Genomic DNA, 19,035 nt, shown 5'->3' with positions numbered 1-19,035 from the left:
ATTAGATAACAATCCATTAAAGCCCAGTGCTAACGGCTGATAAACTCAAAATGAGCACTCGACTTAGGCACATTTAAGCTTTGTAACCGCTCAACAATGGCCAGTAACACCCCTTGGCGACGCATATTTTCTAACACGCCGGGGCTAAAAACCTCGAGTCGCGTCATGGCCGTCAACAGCAACTTACATTGTGCGATGCTCGCATCACGAATATAGGCAGGTTTATCGACTAAGTAACTGTTGTTATACCAATAGTCCCAAGTGAAATTAGCCAATAACCAACCTTGCGTTGTCAGGTCATTAATAAATTCCAGCATTCGCTCATGACTTAATATCACATCACCCGCCGTAAAATCCTTAAGATATTTAGTGTATAAGCCACAATCGGATGTCATTGTTGAAGTCCCCATAACACACCTCACAGGTTTTGGTTGCCTCTGCTGCCACAACTTGTACGACACCAGTCACAAACCGAGATCGAATTTGACGCTTTGCCTTAGAAACGAGAATTTGCATAAGGCATACCAAATAAGATTACTGTCAACAGGCTAAGCCACGTTATCTGAACGGAAACTTAATCAAACTCACAATATTTGATATGGGTGACGAACTGGGGTATTCGACAAAATTCAGATAAACTCAGCGGTATTGAAGCGCTTAACGGCAACTATGAGTAAAGGAAACAAGATGAACTACTGGCTTATGAAATCGGAACCCGACGAATTCAGCATAGATGATCTTAAGGCTTGCCCTAACCAAACCGAAGCTTGGCATGGGATCCGTAACTATCAGGCGCGTAACTTTATGCGCGATGAGATGCAGATTGGCGATCAGGTATTTTTTTACCATTCAAGCTGCAAAGTACCCGGTATTGTCGGTATCGCTGAAGTTGTGACAAATGCGTATCCCGACAGCACAGCCTTCGATCCCGAATCGAAGTATTTCGACCCTAAGTCAGATCCAACCAAACCAAGATGGCTGCGAGTAGATATCCGCTTTGTCAAAAAATTTAGCGAGATGATTCCCTTGAGTTTGATAAAAAGTTTACCCCAACTGGCGGACATGTATTTAGTCTCTAAAGGGTCAAGACTCAGTATCCAACCTGTGACCGCCGAACAATGGCAAGCCGTACTCATGTTAACCCGCTAGAAAGCAATCTTGAGCTAGAACGTTCAGCTATAGTTCATTTAGCATCGCCTATTGTTGGCCACATCCAGCATTGGACACAACATCAACTCAATGCGCCTTAGGAGTACAGATGAATAAATTGACCTCAGTGGTAATCACAGGACTTGTTCTCAGCTTAACGATGTCCATCTCAACCTTTGCTAAAGATGACCATGAGCACCACAAAAAGGATAAAAGCCTACCGCCGGGATTACAGAAAAAAGTTGACCAAGGTCAGCCACTGCCACCCGGTTGGCAGAAAAAACTCCACCGTGGTGATGTGCTTGAGCATGATATTTATGATCGCGGCCGCATCGTAGTACCCTTAGACAGAGATGGCATCATTAGCATTCAAGTCGAAGGTGCACTAATCAAACTCGATAATAACAGCCGTAAAATCCTCGATATCGTCAATATCATTACCGATTAACTTCGCATGGCAAAATGGCATTTATAACTGACACATTTACAACTACGCCCAGCTCTTATCTGGGCGTAGTTGTACTTCTTAATACAGCTTTCATCTAACAAAAAACGTTGTCTGTAAGACAATTTATCACCCCAGTCCTCACTCAATAACGTTCTAACTTACAATAAAGCAACATATTGATATTTATCATATCTTTACTATCTGGCTATTGGTCGTAAATTGGCTAAATGCTAGACTCATGCAGGGTGAAAAGATATCGAACAGAACAAGATAAGTGTCACCTAAAAATACTCATGCGGCTAAGGCAAAATCTTAATTGAATTCATAGCATCCCGATAATGACCGTAGACTAACGCTGGATTTTTGATAATGGAAAACACCTCACTTCAACGGGTTAAGCAGGCAATTATTGCGGGGTTCTGGGCATCACTCGCCAGTATTTCTGTGGGGTTTCTATTTAAACTCTGGCTAGCACAATGGGTTGCCAAAGCCGATCTAGCGCTCTATCACACAGTGATCGACATTATCTCACTGTCGCTAATCCTAATGACGGGATTTCGCTCCTCTATGGTGGTGACCTACTCCCAGACCAAGCAAGATGTGGATATCACTAATATATTCCGCTACAGCTTGATCGCTATGGTACTACTGACATGGGGCTTAGTTTTACCCTATATCAAACACAAACTTCAGCTCAATGTAGAATATTTTCAATTGGTTGGAATTATTCTGAGTATGGGGCTCAAGGTCTATTTTACCAATCAAATTGCCATGTACCGGCTATATGCCATCTCCAATAGAGTCACTTGGTTAGAGCCGCTCGCGCAAGTGACTAGCTTTTTATTATGTTTCTATGGCTTAAAACAAACCGCCATTGCATCACTCTTTTACAGCATGACACTGTCATCGCTCATCATTGCCTTATATATGTACTTAAAACGGCGCAAAGATATTGCCACTCCGCCCTTAAGTGCGGTGCATTTTGATACGGGTTTACGCAGTTTTATGAAGAAAAGCCTGACGGCATCAATGGAAGCGGGGGCCAGTATATTGATGATTTACATAACCGTACTGCTGACTATTGCCTATTTCAGCATAGATGAACTGGGTGATTTCCAAGTGGTGGTGCGGCCGATGATCACTTACCTCACCCTGCTTTTTGTCTTTCCCATCTACCGGTTTGTGCTGCCCGAAGTCGCAGTGTGCGTACGAGAAAAACGTTTTGCTGAAGTTCAACAAATTAAGTCATGGTTAACTAAAGTTTCTTTGTGGACCAGCGGTATTTTTTTTGTCGTTATGGTCTTTGCGAGCAAGCCGTTAGTCGCTTGGTTATTCCCCGAGCAATACATTAAAGCGGCCCCAGTATTAATGCATTTCTCCATGTTTTTTATATTTATGATGCTCAATGGCTACCAGCTTGCTTATATCAAAGCTCATGGCTATTTTACCCAAAGCCTACTTATTCGCCTTGCTGGTATCGCAGTACTGGTCGGTACTTTCTACGCTTACCGCCTGTATACGGAGAATGTCGTCGCGGTGATTTTAGCCTTAGGCACGGGCTATTTGATGATGTATCTCATATCTAAACTAGTTGAAAGACGCATTCAGCAAAGCCTTCACAACGGCGAAAATGCTTAAAACAATAAAGGAAATGACAGGCTTCAACTAAAAAGGCACCCCAGAGGATAGTCTGGAATGTCTTAAGAGAAGACAGCATGTCAGCTTATAATTTAGCGCCCATCGAGCATGCGACCAATACCACCAAGCACAGAGCCTTCTCCGCGATCACTGCCTCCCGCAGATGGGGCATGGGCGATAATCCGGTCCGCCATACGTGAGAATGGCAAGCTTTGTAGCCAAACCGTCCCGTGGCCTTTGAGTGTGGCTAAAAACAAACCTTCACCGCCAAAGACCATAGACTTTAATGAGCCTGCACGCTCTATGTCGTAATCAATCCCAGAGGTAAATGCAACAAGACAACCGGTGTCAACTCTTAAGGTTTCACCTTTGAGTTCTTTTTTCACTAAGGTGCCGCCCGCATGGATAAACGCCATACCATCGCCCTGTAGGCTTTGCAGAATAAATCCTTCGCCACCGAAAAATCCCGTACCTAAGCGGCGATTAAATTTCATCGTCACGCGTGTACCTAAAGCCGCAGCCAAAAAACTGTCTTTCTGACAGATAAGCTCACCACCATGTTCGGCCAAGTCGATCGCTAGGATAGTGCCAGGATAAGGGGCGGCAAAGGCGACTTTACGTTTTTGATTGCCTTGGTTGGTAAAGTGAGTCATAAAAATGCTCTCACCCGTCAATGCCCGTTTACCCGCGCCCACCAACTTGCCAAAAAAGCCTGACTCAGGCTCAGAGCCATCGCCCATTTTGGCCTCAAAGCTAATATCTTGCTCTAGGTAATTCATCGCGCCCGCTTCAGCGACCACGGTTTCGTTAGGATCGAGTTCCACTTCAACCAACTGCATACTGTGGCCGATAATTTCATAATCCACTTCATGACAACGTCTAGACATACTGTTCCCCTTAACTGTCAGTTCCTTGTTACTATCCTTTAGATTGACCCCGATGGACGACTCTTTACCTATCGCGGCTCAATTTCACTCTTCATCTCGACCTTAATCTAGATCTAAGCTCAGTCTGAATTTAGGCCTTATTTTAACTCTCAATCTAAGCCTTCATCTGACCTAGGCATTAATCTATGACATAAAATGTCAAAATGCGATTATTTTATGCGGTAACTTGTATCAAAAGATGACAAGTGAAAACTTATCAACCCAAACCCACACCATTAAACTGCTCAGCCTTAGCAAACTCCTCTAATATCAACTCGGTAAAAAGTTGTCCGGCACGGCCTAACGGCCGCTCTAAGGTCGAGACGAGCTGTGGAATAAACGTAAAACGACTGCCACCGACGAAGTCGATTTCAACTAATTCGCCCTTAGCTAACTCTTCTTGGACTAAAAAGTCTGGCAACCAACCAAAACCTAAACCTTTTAACAAAGCGTTCTTTTTCATGATAAAACCAGAAAGATAAAACACTTTATCACCGCCAAATTGCATTTCATCGCGGTAACTTTTATTGGGTGAAGAGTCTTCGATAGTCAATTCCACGTGTTGCTGCAGTTCGGACAAACTAATTTCGCGAATAAAAGATAAAGGATGTGAAGCACTGGCCACCAGCACGCTAGTGATGGCTGGCAAAGGTTGCGGATGATAGTAGGGGCCTGTGCGATAATCTTTCACTAACATCAAGTCGGCATTATCCCGCTCAAATCTGTGTTGTACACCGCCTAAAAATTCCATATTGAGCTGAATTTTAGTGGGGATTTGATGCTCAGCCATACGCATTAAAGCCGTCATAATTGGCTCCATTGGCAAGGCTCCATCTATCACTAGCTCTAACTTTGGCTCCCAGCCTTCACTGAAACGACTGGCAAGATGTTCAATGTTTGCAAGGTGTTGCAGTAACCTTTGCCCCTCGGCCAAAATCACCCGCCCCTCTTGCGTCAGTTCCGCACGATATTGCTCACGACTAAAAAGTTGCACACCTAAGTGCTCTTCTAACTTTTTAACTTGATAACTCACCGCCGATTGCGCCTTGTGTAATCGCTCCGCCGCCTTGGCAAAACTGCCCTCTTCCACCAGCACTTGCAGCACATTAAAAGCATCAATATCGATGCGCATGGTCACTCCTTGGCTCTCATGAACATGTCACGGAAACACTACGATTCGTAAAGATTAGAATACCATCTAATTTTTAGATTGAGATAACGGATTTATTATTCTTTTTTTTGTTCATTCAAGCAACTAAATTGATAACAAGATCACATAACCATAACGACAAGCGGAGTAAAGCTAATCTCACGCCGCTGTAAAAACCAAGGATCCTCCATGCCATTTTATGTGAAACAAGGCCAGATTCCCCATAAGCGCCATATCGCATTTGAAAAGGAAAACGGCGAGCTTTACCGTGAAGAGTTGTTCTCAACCCATGGTTTTTCCAATATTTATTCCAATAAATATCACCACAACATGCCAACCAAAGCATTAGAAGTGGCGCCCTATAGCCTAGGCCATGGTGCCAATTGGGAAGACTCGCTGGTCCAAAACTATAAACTCGATTCCCGCGACGCCGACCGTGAAGGCAATTTTTTCAGCGCCCGTAACAAGATATTTTATAACAATGACTTAGCACTGTATACCGCCAAAGTCACCGCCGATACCGACGAGTTTTACCGTAACGCCTATGCCGATGAAGTGGTTTTTGTCCACGAAGGCGAAGGCACACTCTACAGCGAGTACGGCACAATTAAGGTCCAAAAATGGGACTATCTCGTGATCCCACGTGGCACCACTTATCAGCTTAAATTCAACGATTACAGCAATGTGCGACTTTTCGTCATCGAGTCATTCTCTATGGTGGAAGTGCCTAAGCATTTCCGTAACGAGTATGGTCAGCTATTAGAATCAGCACCTTACTGCGAGCGCGATTTGCGCGTACCTACATTGCAAGAGGCTGTGGTTGAGCGCGGCGCCTTCCCCTTAGTGTGTAAGTTTGGCGATAAATACCAACTCACCACTCTTGAATGGCATCCCTTTGATTTAGTGGGTTGGGATGGCTGCGTTTACCCTTGGGCATTCAACATCACAGAATACGCACCAAAGGTAGGCAAAATCCATCTCCCCCCTTCTGATCACTTAGTCTTTACCGCCCATAACTTTGTGATTTGTAACTTCGTACCGCGCCCCTACGATTTCCACCCTAAATCGATTCCGGCGCCTTATTACCACAACAACATAGATAGCGACGAAGTCTTGTATTACGTCGATGGCGACTTTATGAGCCGCACGGGCATTGAAGCGGGTTACATTACCTTACATCAAAAAGGCGTAGCCCACGGACCACAACCGGGCCGCACTGAAGCCTCAATTGGCAAAAAAGAAACCTATGAATATGCAGTGATGGTGGACACGTTCGCCCCACTGAAATTAACCGAACATGTACAAAATTGCATGAGCAAAGACTACAACCGCTCTTGGCTAGAAGACTAGCCCCAAGCCACCAGCACTCCCATGCGGGAGTCATTAGAGTGACGGCGTGTTGCACTAAAATAACGAGGAAAACAACATGGCAAGCGAACTAAATCCACTGGGCTTATTAGGCATCGAATTCACTGAATTCGCCAGCCCTGATACTGATTTTATGCACAAAGTCTTTATCGACTTTGGTTTTTCTCTGCTGAAAAAAGCCAAGAACAAAGACATCTTGTACTACAAACAGAATGACATTAATTTTCTGCTCAACACTGAGCGCGAAGGTTTCTCAGCTAAGTTTGCTAAATCCCACGGCCCAGCCATTTGTTCTATGGGCTGGCGTGTAGAAGATGCCGGCTTTGCCTATCGCGTTGCCGTTGAACGTGGTGCAAAACCCGCCGATGATGCCAACAAAGATCTGCCTTATCCTGCGATTTACGGCATTGGCGACAGCTTAATTTATTTCATCGACACCTTTGGCGCAGATAACAATATCTATGCCGCTGATTTTGAAGATTTAGACGAGCAAATTATCACCCAAGAGAAAGGCTTTATCGAGGTCGATCACTTAACCAACAACGTCTACAAAGGCACAATGGAACATTGGGCTAACTTCTATAAAAATATTTTTGGTTTTACTGAAGTGCGCTACTTTGACATCAGCGGCGTACAAACCGCGCTAGTGTCCTACGCCCTGCGTTCGCCCGATGGCAGCTTCTGTATCCCGATTAACGAAGGTAAAGGCAGCGATAAAAACCAAATTGATGAATATCTGAAGGAATACAATGGCCCAGGTGTGCAACATTTAGCCTTTAGAAGCCGCGATATCGTAAAATCTCTGGATGCGATGGAAGGCAGCTCAATCCAATGCTTAGACATCATCCCTGAATACTACGACACCATTTTCGACAAGTTGCCTCAAGTGACTGAGAATCGTGAGCGCATCAAACATCACCAAATTTTGGTGGATGGTGATGATACAGGCTATTTATTGCAAATATTTACTAAAAACCTGTTTGGACCGATTTTTATCGAAATCATCCAACGTAAGAATAACTTAGGTTTTGGTGAAGGCAACTTTACGGCCCTGTTTGAATCAATTGAACGGGACCAAATGCGCCGCGGCGTACTGTAAGTATTCATCCTGCTAATAAAAAACGGTACGCACTGCGTACCGTTTTTCTTTCTACGAATATCTACATCGCCATCTAAATCACCATCAGCTTTGACACCAATCACTCGGCTTTAACTTTCCTGCGCTAGTCCACATCGATAGGTTTGATAACCTTACAAGGGTTCCCCGCCGCCACACAGTTCGCGGGAATGCTCTTATTCACGACACTACCAGCACCAATGACACAATTATCACCAATGGTCACACCGGGTAGTACAGATACGTTTCCGCCTAGCCAGACATTATTACCGATTTGAATTGGCGCGCCGTATTCCGTCGTTTGCCGCGCAATAGGATTAATAGGATGCGTTGCGGTAGAAATCATCACATGGGGACCAAACATCACATTATCGCCAATCGAGACTGAGCAAACATCTAATATGGTTAGATTATGATTGGCGTAAAATTGTTTGCCAATATGGATGTTATAACCGTAATCGCAAAAGAAATTAGGCTCAATATGGGCGCAGTGTTGAATATCAAGCAGGCCACGAAGATGCTCCATTCGGGCATCAAGTAAAGTCGGTTCGGCCAGATTAAACTGATGGCAAATGGATTTCGCCCGCATCCGCTCAGCCAATAACTCATCATCCCAAGCCTTATAGGGCTGGCCCGCCAACATTTTTTGTTTCTCAGTCATCGTATTGTCAACATTCCGTCCATGATGACCTAACCCTAACAATCGATTGATGAAAGTTCAAGAACTGCCTTATATGCTATTGAATGAACTACCCATCTTGCTGACAGAACATTTAGCTAACAGCCAATGTGAGTCACATTCAAGCATTCAATCTCAATCGAGACAAAGGTCATTACCTTTGTTCGTCATCACAATAGAGTTCTGCAAATAAATACACTAGACACAAACTGTTCAGCGGCATGACCGGATTTGTCCAAATCATCCGGCTGTGACGCCCTGCTTCACCGAAGATTTCAAGCAATAAATCCGAAGCCCCATCGAGCGCTTTAGGATGTTCAAAGCAAGATTGATGCACATTTAACACCCCTTCCAAGCGATAAATTTGTTTTATCCGCGAAAGCTCACCGCAAGCCTGTTTCAATTGGGCAATGGCATTTAGGGTCGCAAGACGACAGGCATCGTAGCCTTCGCTCACAGTATGATCTGCGCCCAATTGTCCTTGATACTGAAGCTCGCCCTCTAAATAGGGAAACTGACCCGAGGTCATTAACTGACTGCCAACAATTGAATAGGGTTCATAATTTCCAAGAGCCGCAGCAACCTCAGGTAGTTCAAGCCCTGCCGCCACTAGCCGCGATTCAGGTGTGATCATCATAATGTCACCCCCTGAGATGAGGCATTCGCAGGATTAAGCAGCGGGGCTAACCAAGTCGTCAAATGTTGAGGATTGACTGTCAGCCAGTTCGCAGCGGCCTCATCTTCCGTCATTCCTTGTCGATTAACCGCATAATCGAGTTCTGCAACCATTTGATTCGATAATACTATGTTATCAAGCACCTGAATTTGTGCGGGCGAGAAATTAACCGCTAACTCGCGTTCACGGGCGAGCAATACCGCTTTATCTTTTCCCCCGAGTAAACCTTTAGGGTCCTGAAGATCGCGAATACCGTATTGATGGTGTAAAAATTGTGGATGCCACAAAGGAACGATCACCCACTCGTTTACCGCTACGGCAGACTCAAAAGCGGCGACACAGTCGGCCTGAGTGCCTGTTCTAAATTGATAACCCGCCGCCGTTAATCCATATTGCGTCATAATATTTTTAGAAAATCGCGTGATCCCCGCCCCCTCACCAATCCCTTGAATGATGGGCCGCATACGTTGCTGCACGTCAGGTTTGAGTAAATCCTCAATGCTCGACACTTGCTCAGCAGGCACATAATCGGGTACGCCCCAGAGCGCATAGGGCTCATAATGCAGCCCGAGTTGCCGCGTAGCAACTCGCTCTTCGACACCTTGTCGATAAATCCCATGGCTATGGGGCAGCCATGCTGAACACAGCATATCCACTTTGCCTTCACCTAGCTGCTCAAAATTAGCCTCGTGCAATGCATAGCTTCGTTGCACCTCTTTGCCCATAATCCCTATCACATGGGCCACCACAGCGGCGGTGACGCGATGAAAACTTAAGTCTGTCACTCCCATGCGAATCATCGGCTTACCCTGTGAGCTCTCCATATTTGTACTCGTATTCAATGAATTCATACCTATCACACCTCGAGGAAATAATGCCAATGATGCCAAACTGCCCAATCCCAGCGTTTGCAATAATTGCCTTCTGAAGACATTAATCTCCGCCATGTTCAGGCTCCTTGGTGTCTAAAATAGTGAGCCTATCCATCACAATTCCTACGATGGCGTTGTCCTTTGCATAGGGGAATATCATCTCTACTTTGATGCTATTCGGATCTTCAAGAAACAACTGATGCTCACCAATTTCAGGCACAATTCGTTCCTGAAAAATCATCCTCTGCTGGCATAAATGCTGCTGCATCTGGTGTAAATCCGTACCACGAAACGACAAATGGTCAACACGTCCCGAGCCATAAATATTTCTGCTTTCCCCTAAGTAGGCATTTAGCGCCTGATCGCCCGCTTCCACCAAATGCAAAATGGGCTTATTTGAGGCATAGAGCCAATGTCCAGGAAAACCAAACTGTGGCCGCCAACCTAATTTCAAGCCAAGGATGACTTGATAAAACAACAGCGTTTCAACCAGTTTGGGGGTTCTGATGGTAAAGTGATCCAATCCGATAATGTTCATATTGTCATCCTCTGGATGTCGTGACTCAGTGACTCGGTATAACCAAGTGCGAATCCAAACCGTTTTAATCCGCAAAAATCGTGCGAATAAATTCAGTTAAGATAAGCACTTGGCGTAAGGTTATAAAATTAATTGATGAGATTAATTGTTCGAATTAATTACCACGAACGCCCGCAGCCAACGGCTTAAAACGGAAAATATAATAAGGTGGACTGTTTTCAGCTTTGCCATTATTTAATGGTGCCGATAACGGTAATTGCGCAGCCCCAGAGTACAAATAACCTTGCTTGCCATAACTCACACCGTCGGGCCAAACCATACGTTCATCATGGACATAAGTGCGATACTGGCGAGAATCAGCAGGGATCACACCAATGGCCCGCTCTCCCACTTCTGTTAGATACAAATTATTCGCTTCATCAATACTTAAGCCACCGTTGTCGGGCTTATCGGCATAAGCCTCCACTTTGGCAGAGAGTGCCGCAGGCGTTAACGAAGGATTGATGAGATCTGTCATCCGCACACGGTAAACTTTGTCTTTATTCATCGGGGCAAAGTAGAGCCATGTTTGGGTTTTATCTAAAGCAATGCCATCGGCACCCACATAAACTTCAATCTGCTTTCTATCTTTTGAGTCTTTATCGATAATCAGTGGCCGCTGTAAGTCTGGCATCACACTGTTATCACCCTGTAATAGGCGCCGACTTTTCCCTGTATTTAAGTCCACAACCACCAGCGCAGCCTTTTCACCAATGGGACCCGTGCCAATCCCCTCATCGGCAATCACAATCGCTTGATGTCGAGATGAGATAACAAAGTCATTATGTTGTGACTCAGGAAGAGAGACTGGCGCGGGCAAATGAATAATGCGATCTAATTGGTTTTTCTTGGTATCCCACGCCACTAATTTAGGCTCAATACGTGGTGCCTGCTGGCCAGAGTCTAATAGCCAAACTCTGTCTTGATCGTCTGTTCGCAGCCCCAACACCCAATTAAGACAAGTGTCAGGTTCTTTCGCTTTACCCTGCGGATCATGGCATTGCTGCCAATCCGAATTAGGAAATGGCTTAGTACTACCATCCGCTAAAAGCTCTGCCACCTTAATGTTAGGTTGATAGAAAGGGTGATAACTGAAAATCAATCGTTCATCTGATGTGAAAGTAATACCGCCCACAGCCCCATCAAGTTCGGCAAAGACTTCCATTTTTGCCAGCGGCTCAGTCTGTGTCGCCCATGAGTGAGAACACAACAAACTGGTTGCCAGTAGAGTAAAAGCCTTTGATAACATTGGGTATGTAATGCGCGTAGATAATATGGTCATCTTCATTCCTCCTAACGTGGGCCAGCTAAAAGTGTTAAACTTGCTTCGCCTAATCTATGCTGCCAAAGATAGAATCCCACCAAAGCGGGTGTTGATCCCTTGTCTATCGGCAACTGCGCCACATCCAAAGCATGCACTGTCCATACATAACTGTGTTCACGTCCCTCTGGTGGACAAGGTCCAAAGAATCCAGGTTTACCTAAATCGGTATTAGCTTCAATGGCACCACTGGGTAGCGCTCCGCCATTCACACCACCTGTGAGAGTCGACACCTGTGCCGGAATGTCATACACAACACGGTGCCAAAAACCACTGCCAGTAGGCGCATCTTTGTCATATAAAGTGACAGCAAAGCTCTTGGTACCGGCAGGTACATTTTGCCAAGTTAAACGCGGCGCAATATTTTCGCCCGAACAACCAAATTGATTCCAATAATACTCAGGAGGGAACCTTGAATTATCAGCTAAATTACTTTCGAGACTAAACGCAGAGGCACTGTCGTCAGCCATAACGTAATTAATACTGGCGGCCAAAGCGACAGTCACCAAGAGAGTCTTTTTAAAAGAGGAGAAATAAGGCGATTTCATAATGTGCTGAACCCATTTTTGAACTGTCCTAGAACAGTCATTAACCATTGATTTGAGAATGTGGGTTAGCATATCAATCAAATTATGATTGATAAGGCGCATTTGGTTGATATGAGTTTCAAAAAATATTGGATAATCTCAACATGCTTCTCAGTTATTTTTAGGTTATGGTACTTTCAGCAAAAATAATGCAAAAAAGTAACAGCCAAACGACTAAGATATGTTCTTAACACAATAATATAACGAGGTTTCGCTATGATTAAAGCGGCTTATCAACCTTGGTTTCCCGTGAGCAGAAACCTAAAGCCACACCCTAACCTGAGTTGCAGATTAGAGCATTTATCTTTAACCATACTGTGGCAGGAACTTGATAACGATGCATTCACAATGGAATTGTATTTCCCAACGATATCAGGAATACAAGTAATTGATGAGTCAAGTTATCAAACCTTCTTAGATAACATAAGTGATAACTTTAGTGATATTCAACATGATGATAAAAGCAATACGCCATTCCCTATTGATTCAGATTTAAATATCACGAATCAATCTAATGCCGATTATTTTTCTTTACCTTGGCCAATATGGAAGTCGGTAAAAAATGCACGCCGTCCTTATTATGGTGAATTAGGCGAACATATTTACCAAGACCTATACAGTTATTATATGGTGGGCGCCGATAGTGTCTACTTGATCGATACTGATGTAGAACCTACAGTCAATGTCTTATCTTGTTAACTATGAAGTTAATCGCTGTTAACCGAACAACTGCAGAATTAATCACAATGGGGTTAGTGAGCATATTGTTAATAATAACTACAATATGCTTTTTGCGTGAAATATCGCCAGCCAACACAACCGATTACATTTAAAGAGAGCAAGTTCAAAATAAGCAGATTGGCTAAATCCTCCGTTTTCATTACACTATCGACCTTCTCATCTTCACCCAAGAATGACCAAACCATGCCTGATTTTGCCTTACTCGCTGTGTTTATCCCGACTTTTTTCTTTGTTTCTATCACGCCGGGCATGTGCATGACACTCGCCATGACACTGGGTATGAGCATAGGTGTGCGCCGCACCCTGTGGATGATGTTGGGTGAACTGGTTGGGGTGGCGTTAGTGGCCACGGCCGCCGTGATGGGCGTTGCCAGTATCATGCTCAACTATCCCGAAATCTTTCAAATCTTCAAATGGGTTGGCGGAATTTATTTAGGCTTTATCGGCGTACAGATGTGGCGCGCGCGCGGCAAGATGGCCATATTAAACGATGATGACACTAACCCCAGAGCAAGCAATGTTACCTTGATCTCCCAAGGCTTTATTACCGCCATTGCCAATCCTAAAGGTTGGGCATTTATGGTGTCGCTATTGCCCCCTTTTATCAATGCCGAGCGCGACGTCGCGCCGCAGCTCCTCGCCTTACTGAGCATTATCATGGTGACCGAATTTACCTCTATGCTCGCCTACGCCAGTGGTGGCAAAAGCCTGCGCATCTTCTTGAGCCGTGGTGATAATATTCGCTGGTTAAACCGCATTGCGGGCAGCCTAATGATAGGCGTAGGAGTTTGGTTAGCCATGAGCTAACGGTTTGAACTAACCGCTTAAATGTAACCCGTTCTGCTTAAAATGAGCCCAATAAAGTCCCGTTAACTCGGTCTTTATGAAGGCGCTTTTTTGTAGGGCAACACATCCTGCATCTGCGCCATATATTGCTGCATTTGCAGTGTTTCTTGCTCAACAAAGTCGGCAATCGCCGCCTTAAATCCCAAATGGGCGATGTTATGGTAGGAATACATTGCTACGGGTTCAAAGCCACGCAGCACCTTATGTTCCCCCTGTGCGCCCGCATCAAACACTTGAAACTCATGTTCAATACAATATTGAATACCTTGGTAATAACAGGCCTCAAAATGTAAACCGTCAAGCTCAACCGTCGTCCCCCAATAGCGACCATATAAGCATTTCTGCCCTCGGGTATTCTCACCTTTTAAATACAAGGCACCAGCGACCATCTCGCCCTTTGCATCTTCGACCACCAAGAGTAGGACTTGCGCAGCGAGTTGTGCCCCCAACTGCTGAAAAAAGGTTGGCGTTAAATAGCCGCGATGACCGGAGCGCTTAAGGTAAGTTAATTGATAACATTGGATAAAAGTCTGCCATTGCGAAGCGGTGATCTGCTCCCCTTCGACAAACTGAAACTTAAGATTAAAAGGCTGTAACTGCGCCCGCTCCTTCAAGATATTTTTACGCTTACGGGAACTAAAGCCCGCCAGAAAATCATTAAAATCCCGATAACTGCGATTATGCCAATGGAACTGAGTGCCTAAGCGTTTTAACAGCGAATTTGGCAAACTTTCAAATAACGGCGTTTGTGTTGGGGTAACAAACAGGCTGTGCCATGAGGAAATCGGGGTATTGCCCTGCTCTGGCTCATTAAGAATAGCTTCCTTAGATACGAGATTATCCTGCGCTGATATTAGTCGGCGATTCAATGTCATCAGCAGTAATGCCGCCACGCGCAGTTGCTCGGCGCGCTCTACTTCGGGATGAATGCCCATCCGTTGACCTTGCACTGGGGTAAAAGGGATCGCATTCACCCATTTGGGATAGTAATCGAGCCCATGGCGCTCATAGGCTTCGGCCCACGCCCAATCGAACACATACTCACCGTAGGAATGGGATTTTTGGTACAAGGGCATGACGGCAATAAGTGGGAACTGATTGAAATGCTTAGCCGTTTGCACACTGACAAACCCTCCTTCAGCCAAAGGCGACAAGCTTTTATCCTTGCTGGCGACATCATTTAATGTGTCACCCGCATCGAACACGCATAAATGTCGAGGCGTCCAACCGGTTGCAGTGCAAGCGGAGCGGCTTTGCTCGAGTGCCAACAGAAACTCATGGCGGCAAAAGGGATTCGCCTCACCCATGGCGGCATTCCACGCACTGGCCGAAATATCCGACATTGAGCTCGAAAAAGCCAAAATAAGCTGTCTCATTGGGTAAATTATCGTCCTTTACTGGTGTGAACAAGTATACGAGGTTGCAATTAAGCCTAATTCTCGGCACATTGCATAGCCATAATTAAAATAAATTCAGGATTGAGTATGCGTCCAACAAGACCTTTTAGACCTCTTATTCTCGCCATTGCGATGGCGCTTCCCTTACTATCATCTCCCTGTCTGCTTGCCGATGAATCGCCAATTTTCAGCCAGATGGCCACCGCACAACCTGTGTGGGCTAAGCATGGCATGGTCGCAAGCCAAGAAGCTCTCGCCAGTCGCACCGGCGTTGAGATCCTAAAGCAAGGCGGTAATGCGGTTGACGCCGCCGTGGCTGTCGCCTTCAGTTTGGCAGTCACCTTACCCCGTGCTGGCAATATCGGCGGCGGTGGTTTTATGCTGGTGCATATTGCCAAAGAAAACAAAACCATCGCTATCGATTACCGTGAAATGGCGCCGTCTAAAGCCAAGAAAAACATTTTCCTCGACGAAAATGGCGACGCAGTTGAAAAACTAAGCCGCGAACACGGTCTTGCAGTAGGTGTGCCAGGTACTGTGATGGGCATGAGCTTAGCCCTTGAAAAATATGGCACTATGACTCTCGCCCAAGTTACGGCACCCGCGATTAAAATGGCGCAGGAAGGCATCAGCATCACCCCAGATCTTGCCCAATCCCTTGCAGGCCTAAAACGCCGCATGACCCAATGGCCAACCACGGCAGCTATCTTCTACAAAGCTGACGGCAGTGACTATCAAGTGGATGATATTCTTAAACAACCTGAACTTGCCCATTCGTTAAGTCTTATCGCAGAAAAAGGCACCAAAGGATTCTACGAAGGTGAAACCGCCACTAAGCTCATCAATGCGGTGAAAGAAGCTGGCGGCATTATGACCTTAGACGACCTTAAAAATTATAAAGTTGTGGAACGTGAACCCGTGCGCGGCGAATACCGCGGTTACGAGGTTGTGTCTATGCCACCGCCATCATCGGGCGGCGTGCACATCATCGAAATGCTCAACGTATTGCAGCAATTCCCGATAGACAAACTCGGCCACAATACGGCGCAAACGATTCATCTGATGGCAGAAACCATGAAGTACGCCTATAGCGATCGCAGCGAATACTTAGGCGATCCCGACTTTTATAAGGTGCCCGTCAGAGCATTAACCAGTAAGGACTACGCCCAAAAAATCGCCAGCCAAATTGCAATGAATAAGGCAACACCGAGCGCTGAAATCAAGCCCGGCAAACTCGCCCCCTATGAGAGCGATCAAACCACTCACTTCTCGGTAGTCGATAAATGGGGCAATGCGGTTTCAAACACTTACACCTTAAACTTCAGCTACGGTTCAGGTTTAGTGGCCAAGGGAACTGGCATTTTGCTCAATAACGAGATGGATGATTTCTCAGCCAAACCCGGCGTGCCCAACGGCTACGGTTTAGTGGGCGGTGATGCCAATTCGGTCGAGGGCAATAAACGCCCACTCAGCTCAATGAGCCCAACAATAGTGATGAAGGATGGCAAACCCTTCCTCGTCACTGGCAGTCCAGGTGGTTCGCGCATTATCACCACCACACTGCAGGTCATCATGAATGTGATCGATCATGGATTAAACATTGCCGAAGCCAGTAATGCGGCGCGGGTTCATCATCAATGGCTACCCGATGAATTGCGAGTCGAGTCCAGCTTTAATCGCGATACCATTTCCCTGCTCGAAGCCAAAGGGCACAAAGTGAAAGTACAATCCGCTATGGGCAGTACGCAATCAATCATGGTCACCGAACAAGGAATTTTTGGCGCGTCTGATCCACGCCACTCGGGTAGCGAAGCTATCGGCTACTAGCATCTCCATGATGCCGATTTTAGTGAAAGAGATGAGTGAGAGAAATAGGTGGATGAGATAAAAGGGTTTATGACCTATTCGAACTAGGTCATAAACCCTGAGTAAAGCTTGTACTTTCACTCAACGAATACAAACTTGCAATCAAAAAGCCCTGCTATACATCACTGTATAAGAAGGGCTTTTTATTGTGTGGAAAAGTTATTGTGCTAATTTGCATTGTTTTTTACTTTAGTGACGCTGCAACTGAATCATGAAATATCATACTAAACACCACTCACTTCAAGACAAAACATGTAGGTGAATTGTACTGAGTGGCCAGTTATTTCTATCGTTGGGACACTTGCGTTGGCTGGTATCCACTCATATAGGCTTGCCATGGCATTCACTCATCGACGCGCAGCCAGTCCGTCCGTGGATGCTCGACCGCCCCATCCATGGGGCGGACGGTCGTCTCGCTAATCACCATGGCTCACCTTTCGAGAATTCGCGTAATCTGTTGCTTCTAAAGACAAATCTCACATTTACCGTTATCAGATTGACTAATCATTTTATTTATTGATGACTTATAAATGCTTTTTAATAAGGCTAATAAAAATACACAGCAATTTTTTGGACAAAAGTGAGCTAGTTTTTTACTCTAATCAGTGGGCTTCGGATAAATATTTCTATGAACTAACGCAAAGCACTCGGGTGACGACCGCGCAGCGGTTGGCATCCCAGCCGCCGCAGGCCGCGAGTGATGCGCCTTGTTATGAGTTTATTTTTTGAATCCATTGCAGTGCATCCTTGCGAGTTTTCTCAGAAACACGAGGTGAATCAGACGAAATGATAATGTTCAGGGCGGCTTGCGCACGACCTGCATTTATAATACTTCGAGCGTGGCCAGTACGAGAGATACAAGAGCCCTCAGTATAATCTGTCTCTGCTCGTAGCTTTTCGACTATATCCTCGCGCGATAATGTGTTCGACGAAAACTCACCAAAAAATCTCACGAAACAAGCCTGACCAACCGATTGAAGAGTTCTTGAAAGTTGTTCATCATTCATGGGTTAACTCCTAACCAAAAACTCATAACGCTCAAAGCAAGCGCGCGGTACGCGTCGCTTTTCCTTTGCTTGTTAAGTGTTTTTGTATAACTTTGACCATGAGTTCCAGTCGTCCTCGTTCCGTAAATATACTAACAAAGATAGATGTTCCATTTCTTCGGGATATGGAACGGCTAGCATTTCTTCCTTATAACTCCGATGATTCTTGGAGTAATTTGAGAGCAGATTGGTAAGTGCAACACTCGCGACTTCTTTAGCATCGTCACTTGGCTCACCATCGAAAATAAAGCGTGCAACTAAGTCTTCCCCGTCGGGAGATAGTTCGAAAGATACTGCCCTAAATGATGGCGCCACCTCACCAAGTAGCGCACTTTGAGCATGTAGCATTAACTTAATTTCGTGCTCTGTTCTCATAGACACTTAGACATAATGACTCCCCACAAAGATGCTGATCTCCAATCAATCGTGGATTAGCTTAAAGCCAGAGCCATAATAGTTTTGTCAAAGAAACTAAAAATTGGAGATCAGCATGATAAAACATAACATACTTTTCATTGGCTTAGATACTCATAAAGAATTCGTCGAAGTCGCCTATATCGAAGACCATTATGGTGCACAATCGGTACATTATGGCCGCGTTTCTAGTGCAAAAGCATCCATCACTAAATTA

At 45.2% G+C, this 19,035-nt stretch carries 20 protein-coding genes and 1 pseudogene; 9 read left to right on the top strand and 12 right to left on the bottom strand.

Annotation, left to right across the window (positions count from 1 at the left end; translation table 11 throughout):
- Positions 1-29 precede the first annotated feature (29 nt).
- A complete protein-coding gene (locus L5L97_RS06135; RefSeq protein WP_168827411.1) occupies positions 30-410 on the bottom strand; it encodes a DUF6508 domain-containing protein in 381 nt (126 codons plus the stop codon).
- Positions 411-687: 277 nt separating this feature from the next.
- Between L5L97_RS06135 and L5L97_RS06130 the strand changes: the two genes are divergently transcribed.
- The 3 genes from L5L97_RS06130 to L5L97_RS06120 all read left to right on the top strand — a co-directional run bounded on the left by L5L97_RS06130 (position 688) and on the right by L5L97_RS06120 (position 3,235).
- Positions 688-1,149, top strand: a complete 462-nt coding sequence (locus tag L5L97_RS06130) for an EVE domain-containing protein (RefSeq protein WP_263181449.1) — start codon at positions 688-690, stop codon at positions 1,147-1,149.
- Positions 1,150-1,258: 109 nt separating this feature from the next.
- A complete protein-coding gene (locus tag L5L97_RS06125) occupies positions 1,259-1,597 on the top strand; it encodes a hypothetical protein (protein WP_168827409.1) in 339 nt (112 codons plus the stop codon).
- A gap of 369 nt (positions 1,598-1,966) precedes the next feature.
- The gene (locus L5L97_RS06120; protein ID WP_263181447.1) at positions 1,967-3,235 is read left to right on the top strand and encodes a hypothetical protein; all 1,269 of its coding nucleotides are present in this window, start codon (positions 1,967-1,969) and stop codon (positions 3,233-3,235) included.
- A gap of 92 nt (positions 3,236-3,327) precedes the next feature.
- Here the strand turns inward: L5L97_RS06120 and L5L97_RS06115 are convergent, their stop codons facing one another.
- Positions 3,328-4,122, bottom strand: a complete 795-nt coding sequence (locus L5L97_RS06115; RefSeq protein ID WP_028759593.1) for a TIGR00266 family protein — start codon at positions 4,120-4,122, stop codon at positions 3,328-3,330.
- Between the two features lie 256 nt (positions 4,123-4,378).
- Positions 4,379-5,293 (bottom strand): LysR family transcriptional regulator, encoded by a 915-nt coding sequence (locus tag L5L97_RS06110; RefSeq protein WP_263181446.1) that lies wholly within the window; start codon positions 5,291-5,293, stop codon positions 4,379-4,381.
- Between the two features lie 207 nt (positions 5,294-5,500).
- On the opposite strand from L5L97_RS06110, the gene L5L97_RS06105 reads away from it, so the two are divergent.
- Both L5L97_RS06105 and hppD read left to right on the top strand, forming a co-directional pair.
- Positions 5,501-6,661, top strand: coding sequence for a homogentisate 1,2-dioxygenase (locus tag L5L97_RS06105; RefSeq protein WP_263181445.1), 1,161 nt, complete (start codon positions 5,501-5,503; stop codon positions 6,659-6,661).
- 76 nt (positions 6,662-6,737) lie between these two features.
- Complete coding sequence (hppD, locus tag L5L97_RS06100) at positions 6,738-7,778, top strand: 4-hydroxyphenylpyruvate dioxygenase (protein ID WP_028759590.1); 1,041 nt, start codon at positions 6,738-6,740, stop codon at positions 7,776-7,778.
- 124 nt (positions 7,779-7,902) lie between these two features.
- Here hppD and L5L97_RS06095 read toward each other — a convergent pair whose 3' ends face one another.
- The 6 genes from L5L97_RS06095 to L5L97_RS06070 all read right to left on the bottom strand — a co-directional run bounded on the left by L5L97_RS06095 (position 7,903) and on the right by L5L97_RS06070 (position 12,469).
- Positions 7,903-8,457, bottom strand: coding sequence for a sugar O-acetyltransferase (locus L5L97_RS06095; RefSeq protein ID WP_131525027.1), 555 nt, complete (start codon positions 8,455-8,457; stop codon positions 7,903-7,905).
- 172 nt (positions 8,458-8,629) lie between these two features.
- On the bottom strand, positions 8,630-9,112 hold the full coding sequence (locus L5L97_RS06090; RefSeq protein WP_263181444.1) for an Atu1372/SO_1960 family protein: 483 nt from the start codon (positions 9,110-9,112) through the stop codon (positions 8,630-8,632).
- Positions 9,109-10,098: a glycine betaine ABC transporter substrate-binding protein gene (locus tag L5L97_RS06085; protein WP_263181442.1), complete on the bottom strand. Its 990-nt coding sequence runs from the start codon at positions 10,096-10,098 to the stop codon at positions 9,109-9,111. Before L5L97_RS06085 ends, L5L97_RS06090 begins: the two co-directional genes overlap by 4 nt.
- Complete coding sequence (locus tag L5L97_RS06080; protein WP_263181440.1) at positions 10,085-10,561, bottom strand: VOC family protein; 477 nt, start codon at positions 10,559-10,561, stop codon at positions 10,085-10,087. Before L5L97_RS06080 ends, L5L97_RS06085 begins: the two co-directional genes overlap by 14 nt.
- A gap of 154 nt (positions 10,562-10,715) precedes the next feature.
- Positions 10,716-11,882 carry a major royal jelly family protein gene (locus tag L5L97_RS06075; protein ID WP_251071153.1) on the bottom strand — a complete coding sequence of 389 codons (1,167 nt, stop codon included), beginning with the start codon at positions 11,880-11,882 and terminating at the stop codon, positions 10,716-10,718.
- Positions 11,883-11,893: 11 nt separating this feature from the next.
- A complete protein-coding gene (locus L5L97_RS06070; protein WP_263187163.1) occupies positions 11,894-12,469 on the bottom strand; it encodes a YbhB/YbcL family Raf kinase inhibitor-like protein in 576 nt (191 codons plus the stop codon).
- A 255-nt stretch (positions 12,470-12,724) separates the two neighbouring features.
- On the opposite strand from L5L97_RS06070, the gene L5L97_RS06065 reads away from it, so the two are divergent.
- Complete coding sequence (locus tag L5L97_RS06065) at positions 12,725-13,207, top strand: hypothetical protein (protein ID WP_263181436.1); 483 nt, start codon at positions 12,725-12,727, stop codon at positions 13,205-13,207.
- Positions 13,208-13,432: 225 nt separating this feature from the next.
- Positions 13,433-14,056, top strand: coding sequence for a LysE family translocator (locus L5L97_RS06060; RefSeq protein ID WP_219235273.1), 624 nt, complete (start codon positions 13,433-13,435; stop codon positions 14,054-14,056).
- Between the two features lie 74 nt (positions 14,057-14,130).
- Here L5L97_RS06060 and L5L97_RS06055 read toward each other — a convergent pair whose 3' ends face one another.
- On the bottom strand, positions 14,131-15,471 hold the full coding sequence (locus L5L97_RS06055) for a GNAT family N-acetyltransferase (protein WP_263180331.1): 1,341 nt from the start codon (positions 15,469-15,471) through the stop codon (positions 14,131-14,133).
- A 108-nt stretch (positions 15,472-15,579) separates the two neighbouring features.
- Here L5L97_RS06055 and ggt point away from each other — a divergent pair, with 108 nt between their 5' ends.
- Entirely contained in the window at positions 15,580-17,319 is a 1,740-nt protein-coding gene (ggt, locus tag L5L97_RS06050; protein ID WP_263181434.1) for a gamma-glutamyltransferase, read from the top strand.
- A gap of 749 nt (positions 17,320-18,068) precedes the next feature.
- Here ggt and L5L97_RS06045 read toward each other — a convergent pair.
- Both L5L97_RS06045 and L5L97_RS06040 read right to left on the bottom strand, forming a co-directional pair.
- Positions 18,069-18,365: a hypothetical protein gene (locus tag L5L97_RS06045; RefSeq protein ID WP_263181433.1), complete on the bottom strand. Its 297-nt coding sequence runs from the start codon at positions 18,363-18,365 to the stop codon at positions 18,069-18,071.
- A 72-nt stretch (positions 18,366-18,437) separates the two neighbouring features.
- Positions 18,438-18,779 (bottom strand): hypothetical protein, encoded by a 342-nt coding sequence (locus L5L97_RS06040; protein ID WP_014611101.1) that lies wholly within the window; start codon positions 18,777-18,779, stop codon positions 18,438-18,440.
- A gap of 115 nt (positions 18,780-18,894) precedes the next feature.
- On the opposite strand from L5L97_RS06040, the pseudogene L5L97_RS06035 reads away from it, so the two are divergent.
- Positions 18,895-19,035, top strand: a pseudogene (locus L5L97_RS06035) (IS110 family transposase); the annotation flags it as partial.

The sequence above is a fragment of the Shewanella sp. SM71 genome, assembly GCF_025653905.1.
GTDB classification, from domain to species: Bacteria; Pseudomonadota; Gammaproteobacteria; order Enterobacterales; family Shewanellaceae; genus Shewanella; species Shewanella oncorhynchi.
The sequence above is the reverse complement of the archived record's forward strand: the minus strand, read 5'-3'. Positions and strand labels throughout refer to the sequence as shown.

What these genes read in the sequence shown, in the direction of transcription:
- L5L97_RS06135 (WP_168827411.1), bottom strand. Translation starts at nt 410, where the DNA reads ATGGGGACTTCAACAATGACATCCGATTGTGGCTTATACACTAAATAT.
- L5L97_RS06130 (WP_263181449.1), top strand. Translation starts at nt 688, where the DNA reads ATGAACTACTGGCTTATGAAATCGGAACCCGACGAATTCAGCATAGAT.
- L5L97_RS06125 (WP_168827409.1), top strand. Translation starts at nt 1,259, where the DNA reads ATGAATAAATTGACCTCAGTGGTAATCACAGGACTTGTTCTCAGCTTA.
- L5L97_RS06120 (WP_263181447.1), top strand. Translation starts at nt 1,967, where the DNA reads ATGGAAAACACCTCACTTCAACGGGTTAAGCAGGCAATTATTGCGGGG.
- L5L97_RS06115 (WP_028759593.1), bottom strand. Translation starts at nt 4,122, where the DNA reads ATGTCTAGACGTTGTCATGAAGTGGATTATGAAATTATCGGCCACAGT.
- L5L97_RS06110 (WP_263181446.1), bottom strand. Translation starts at nt 5,293, where the DNA reads ATGCGCATCGATATTGATGCTTTTAATGTGCTGCAAGTGCTGGTGGAA.
- L5L97_RS06105 (WP_263181445.1), top strand. Translation starts at nt 5,501, where the DNA reads ATGCCATTTTATGTGAAACAAGGCCAGATTCCCCATAAGCGCCATATC.
- hppD (WP_028759590.1), top strand. Translation starts at nt 6,738, where the DNA reads ATGGCAAGCGAACTAAATCCACTGGGCTTATTAGGCATCGAATTCACT.
- L5L97_RS06095 (WP_131525027.1), bottom strand. Translation starts at nt 8,457, where the DNA reads ATGACTGAGAAACAAAAAATGTTGGCGGGCCAGCCCTATAAGGCTTGG.
- L5L97_RS06090 (WP_263181444.1), bottom strand. Translation starts at nt 9,112, where the DNA reads ATGATGATCACACCTGAATCGCGGCTAGTGGCGGCAGGGCTTGAACTA.
- L5L97_RS06085 (WP_263181442.1), bottom strand. Translation starts at nt 10,098, where the DNA reads ATGGCGGAGATTAATGTCTTCAGAAGGCAATTATTGCAAACGCTGGGA.
- L5L97_RS06080 (WP_263181440.1), bottom strand. Translation starts at nt 10,561, where the DNA reads ATGAACATTATCGGATTGGATCACTTTACCATCAGAACCCCCAAACTG.
- L5L97_RS06075 (WP_251071153.1), bottom strand. Translation starts at nt 11,882, where the DNA reads ATGACCATATTATCTACGCGCATTACATACCCAATGTTATCAAAGGCT.
- L5L97_RS06070 (WP_263187163.1), bottom strand. Translation starts at nt 12,469, where the DNA reads ATGAAATCGCCTTATTTCTCCTCTTTTAAAAAGACTCTCTTGGTGACT.
- L5L97_RS06065 (WP_263181436.1), top strand. Translation starts at nt 12,725, where the DNA reads ATGATTAAAGCGGCTTATCAACCTTGGTTTCCCGTGAGCAGAAACCTA.
- L5L97_RS06060 (WP_219235273.1), top strand. Translation starts at nt 13,433, where the DNA reads ATGCCTGATTTTGCCTTACTCGCTGTGTTTATCCCGACTTTTTTCTTT.
- L5L97_RS06055 (WP_263180331.1), bottom strand. Translation starts at nt 15,471, where the DNA reads ATGAGACAGCTTATTTTGGCTTTTTCGAGCTCAATGTCGGATATTTCG.
- ggt (WP_263181434.1), top strand. Translation starts at nt 15,580, where the DNA reads ATGCGTCCAACAAGACCTTTTAGACCTCTTATTCTCGCCATTGCGATG.
- L5L97_RS06045 (WP_263181433.1), bottom strand. Translation starts at nt 18,365, where the DNA reads ATGAATGATGAACAACTTTCAAGAACTCTTCAATCGGTTGGTCAGGCT.
- L5L97_RS06040 (WP_014611101.1), bottom strand. Translation starts at nt 18,779, where the DNA reads ATGAGAACAGAGCACGAAATTAAGTTAATGCTACATGCTCAAAGTGCG.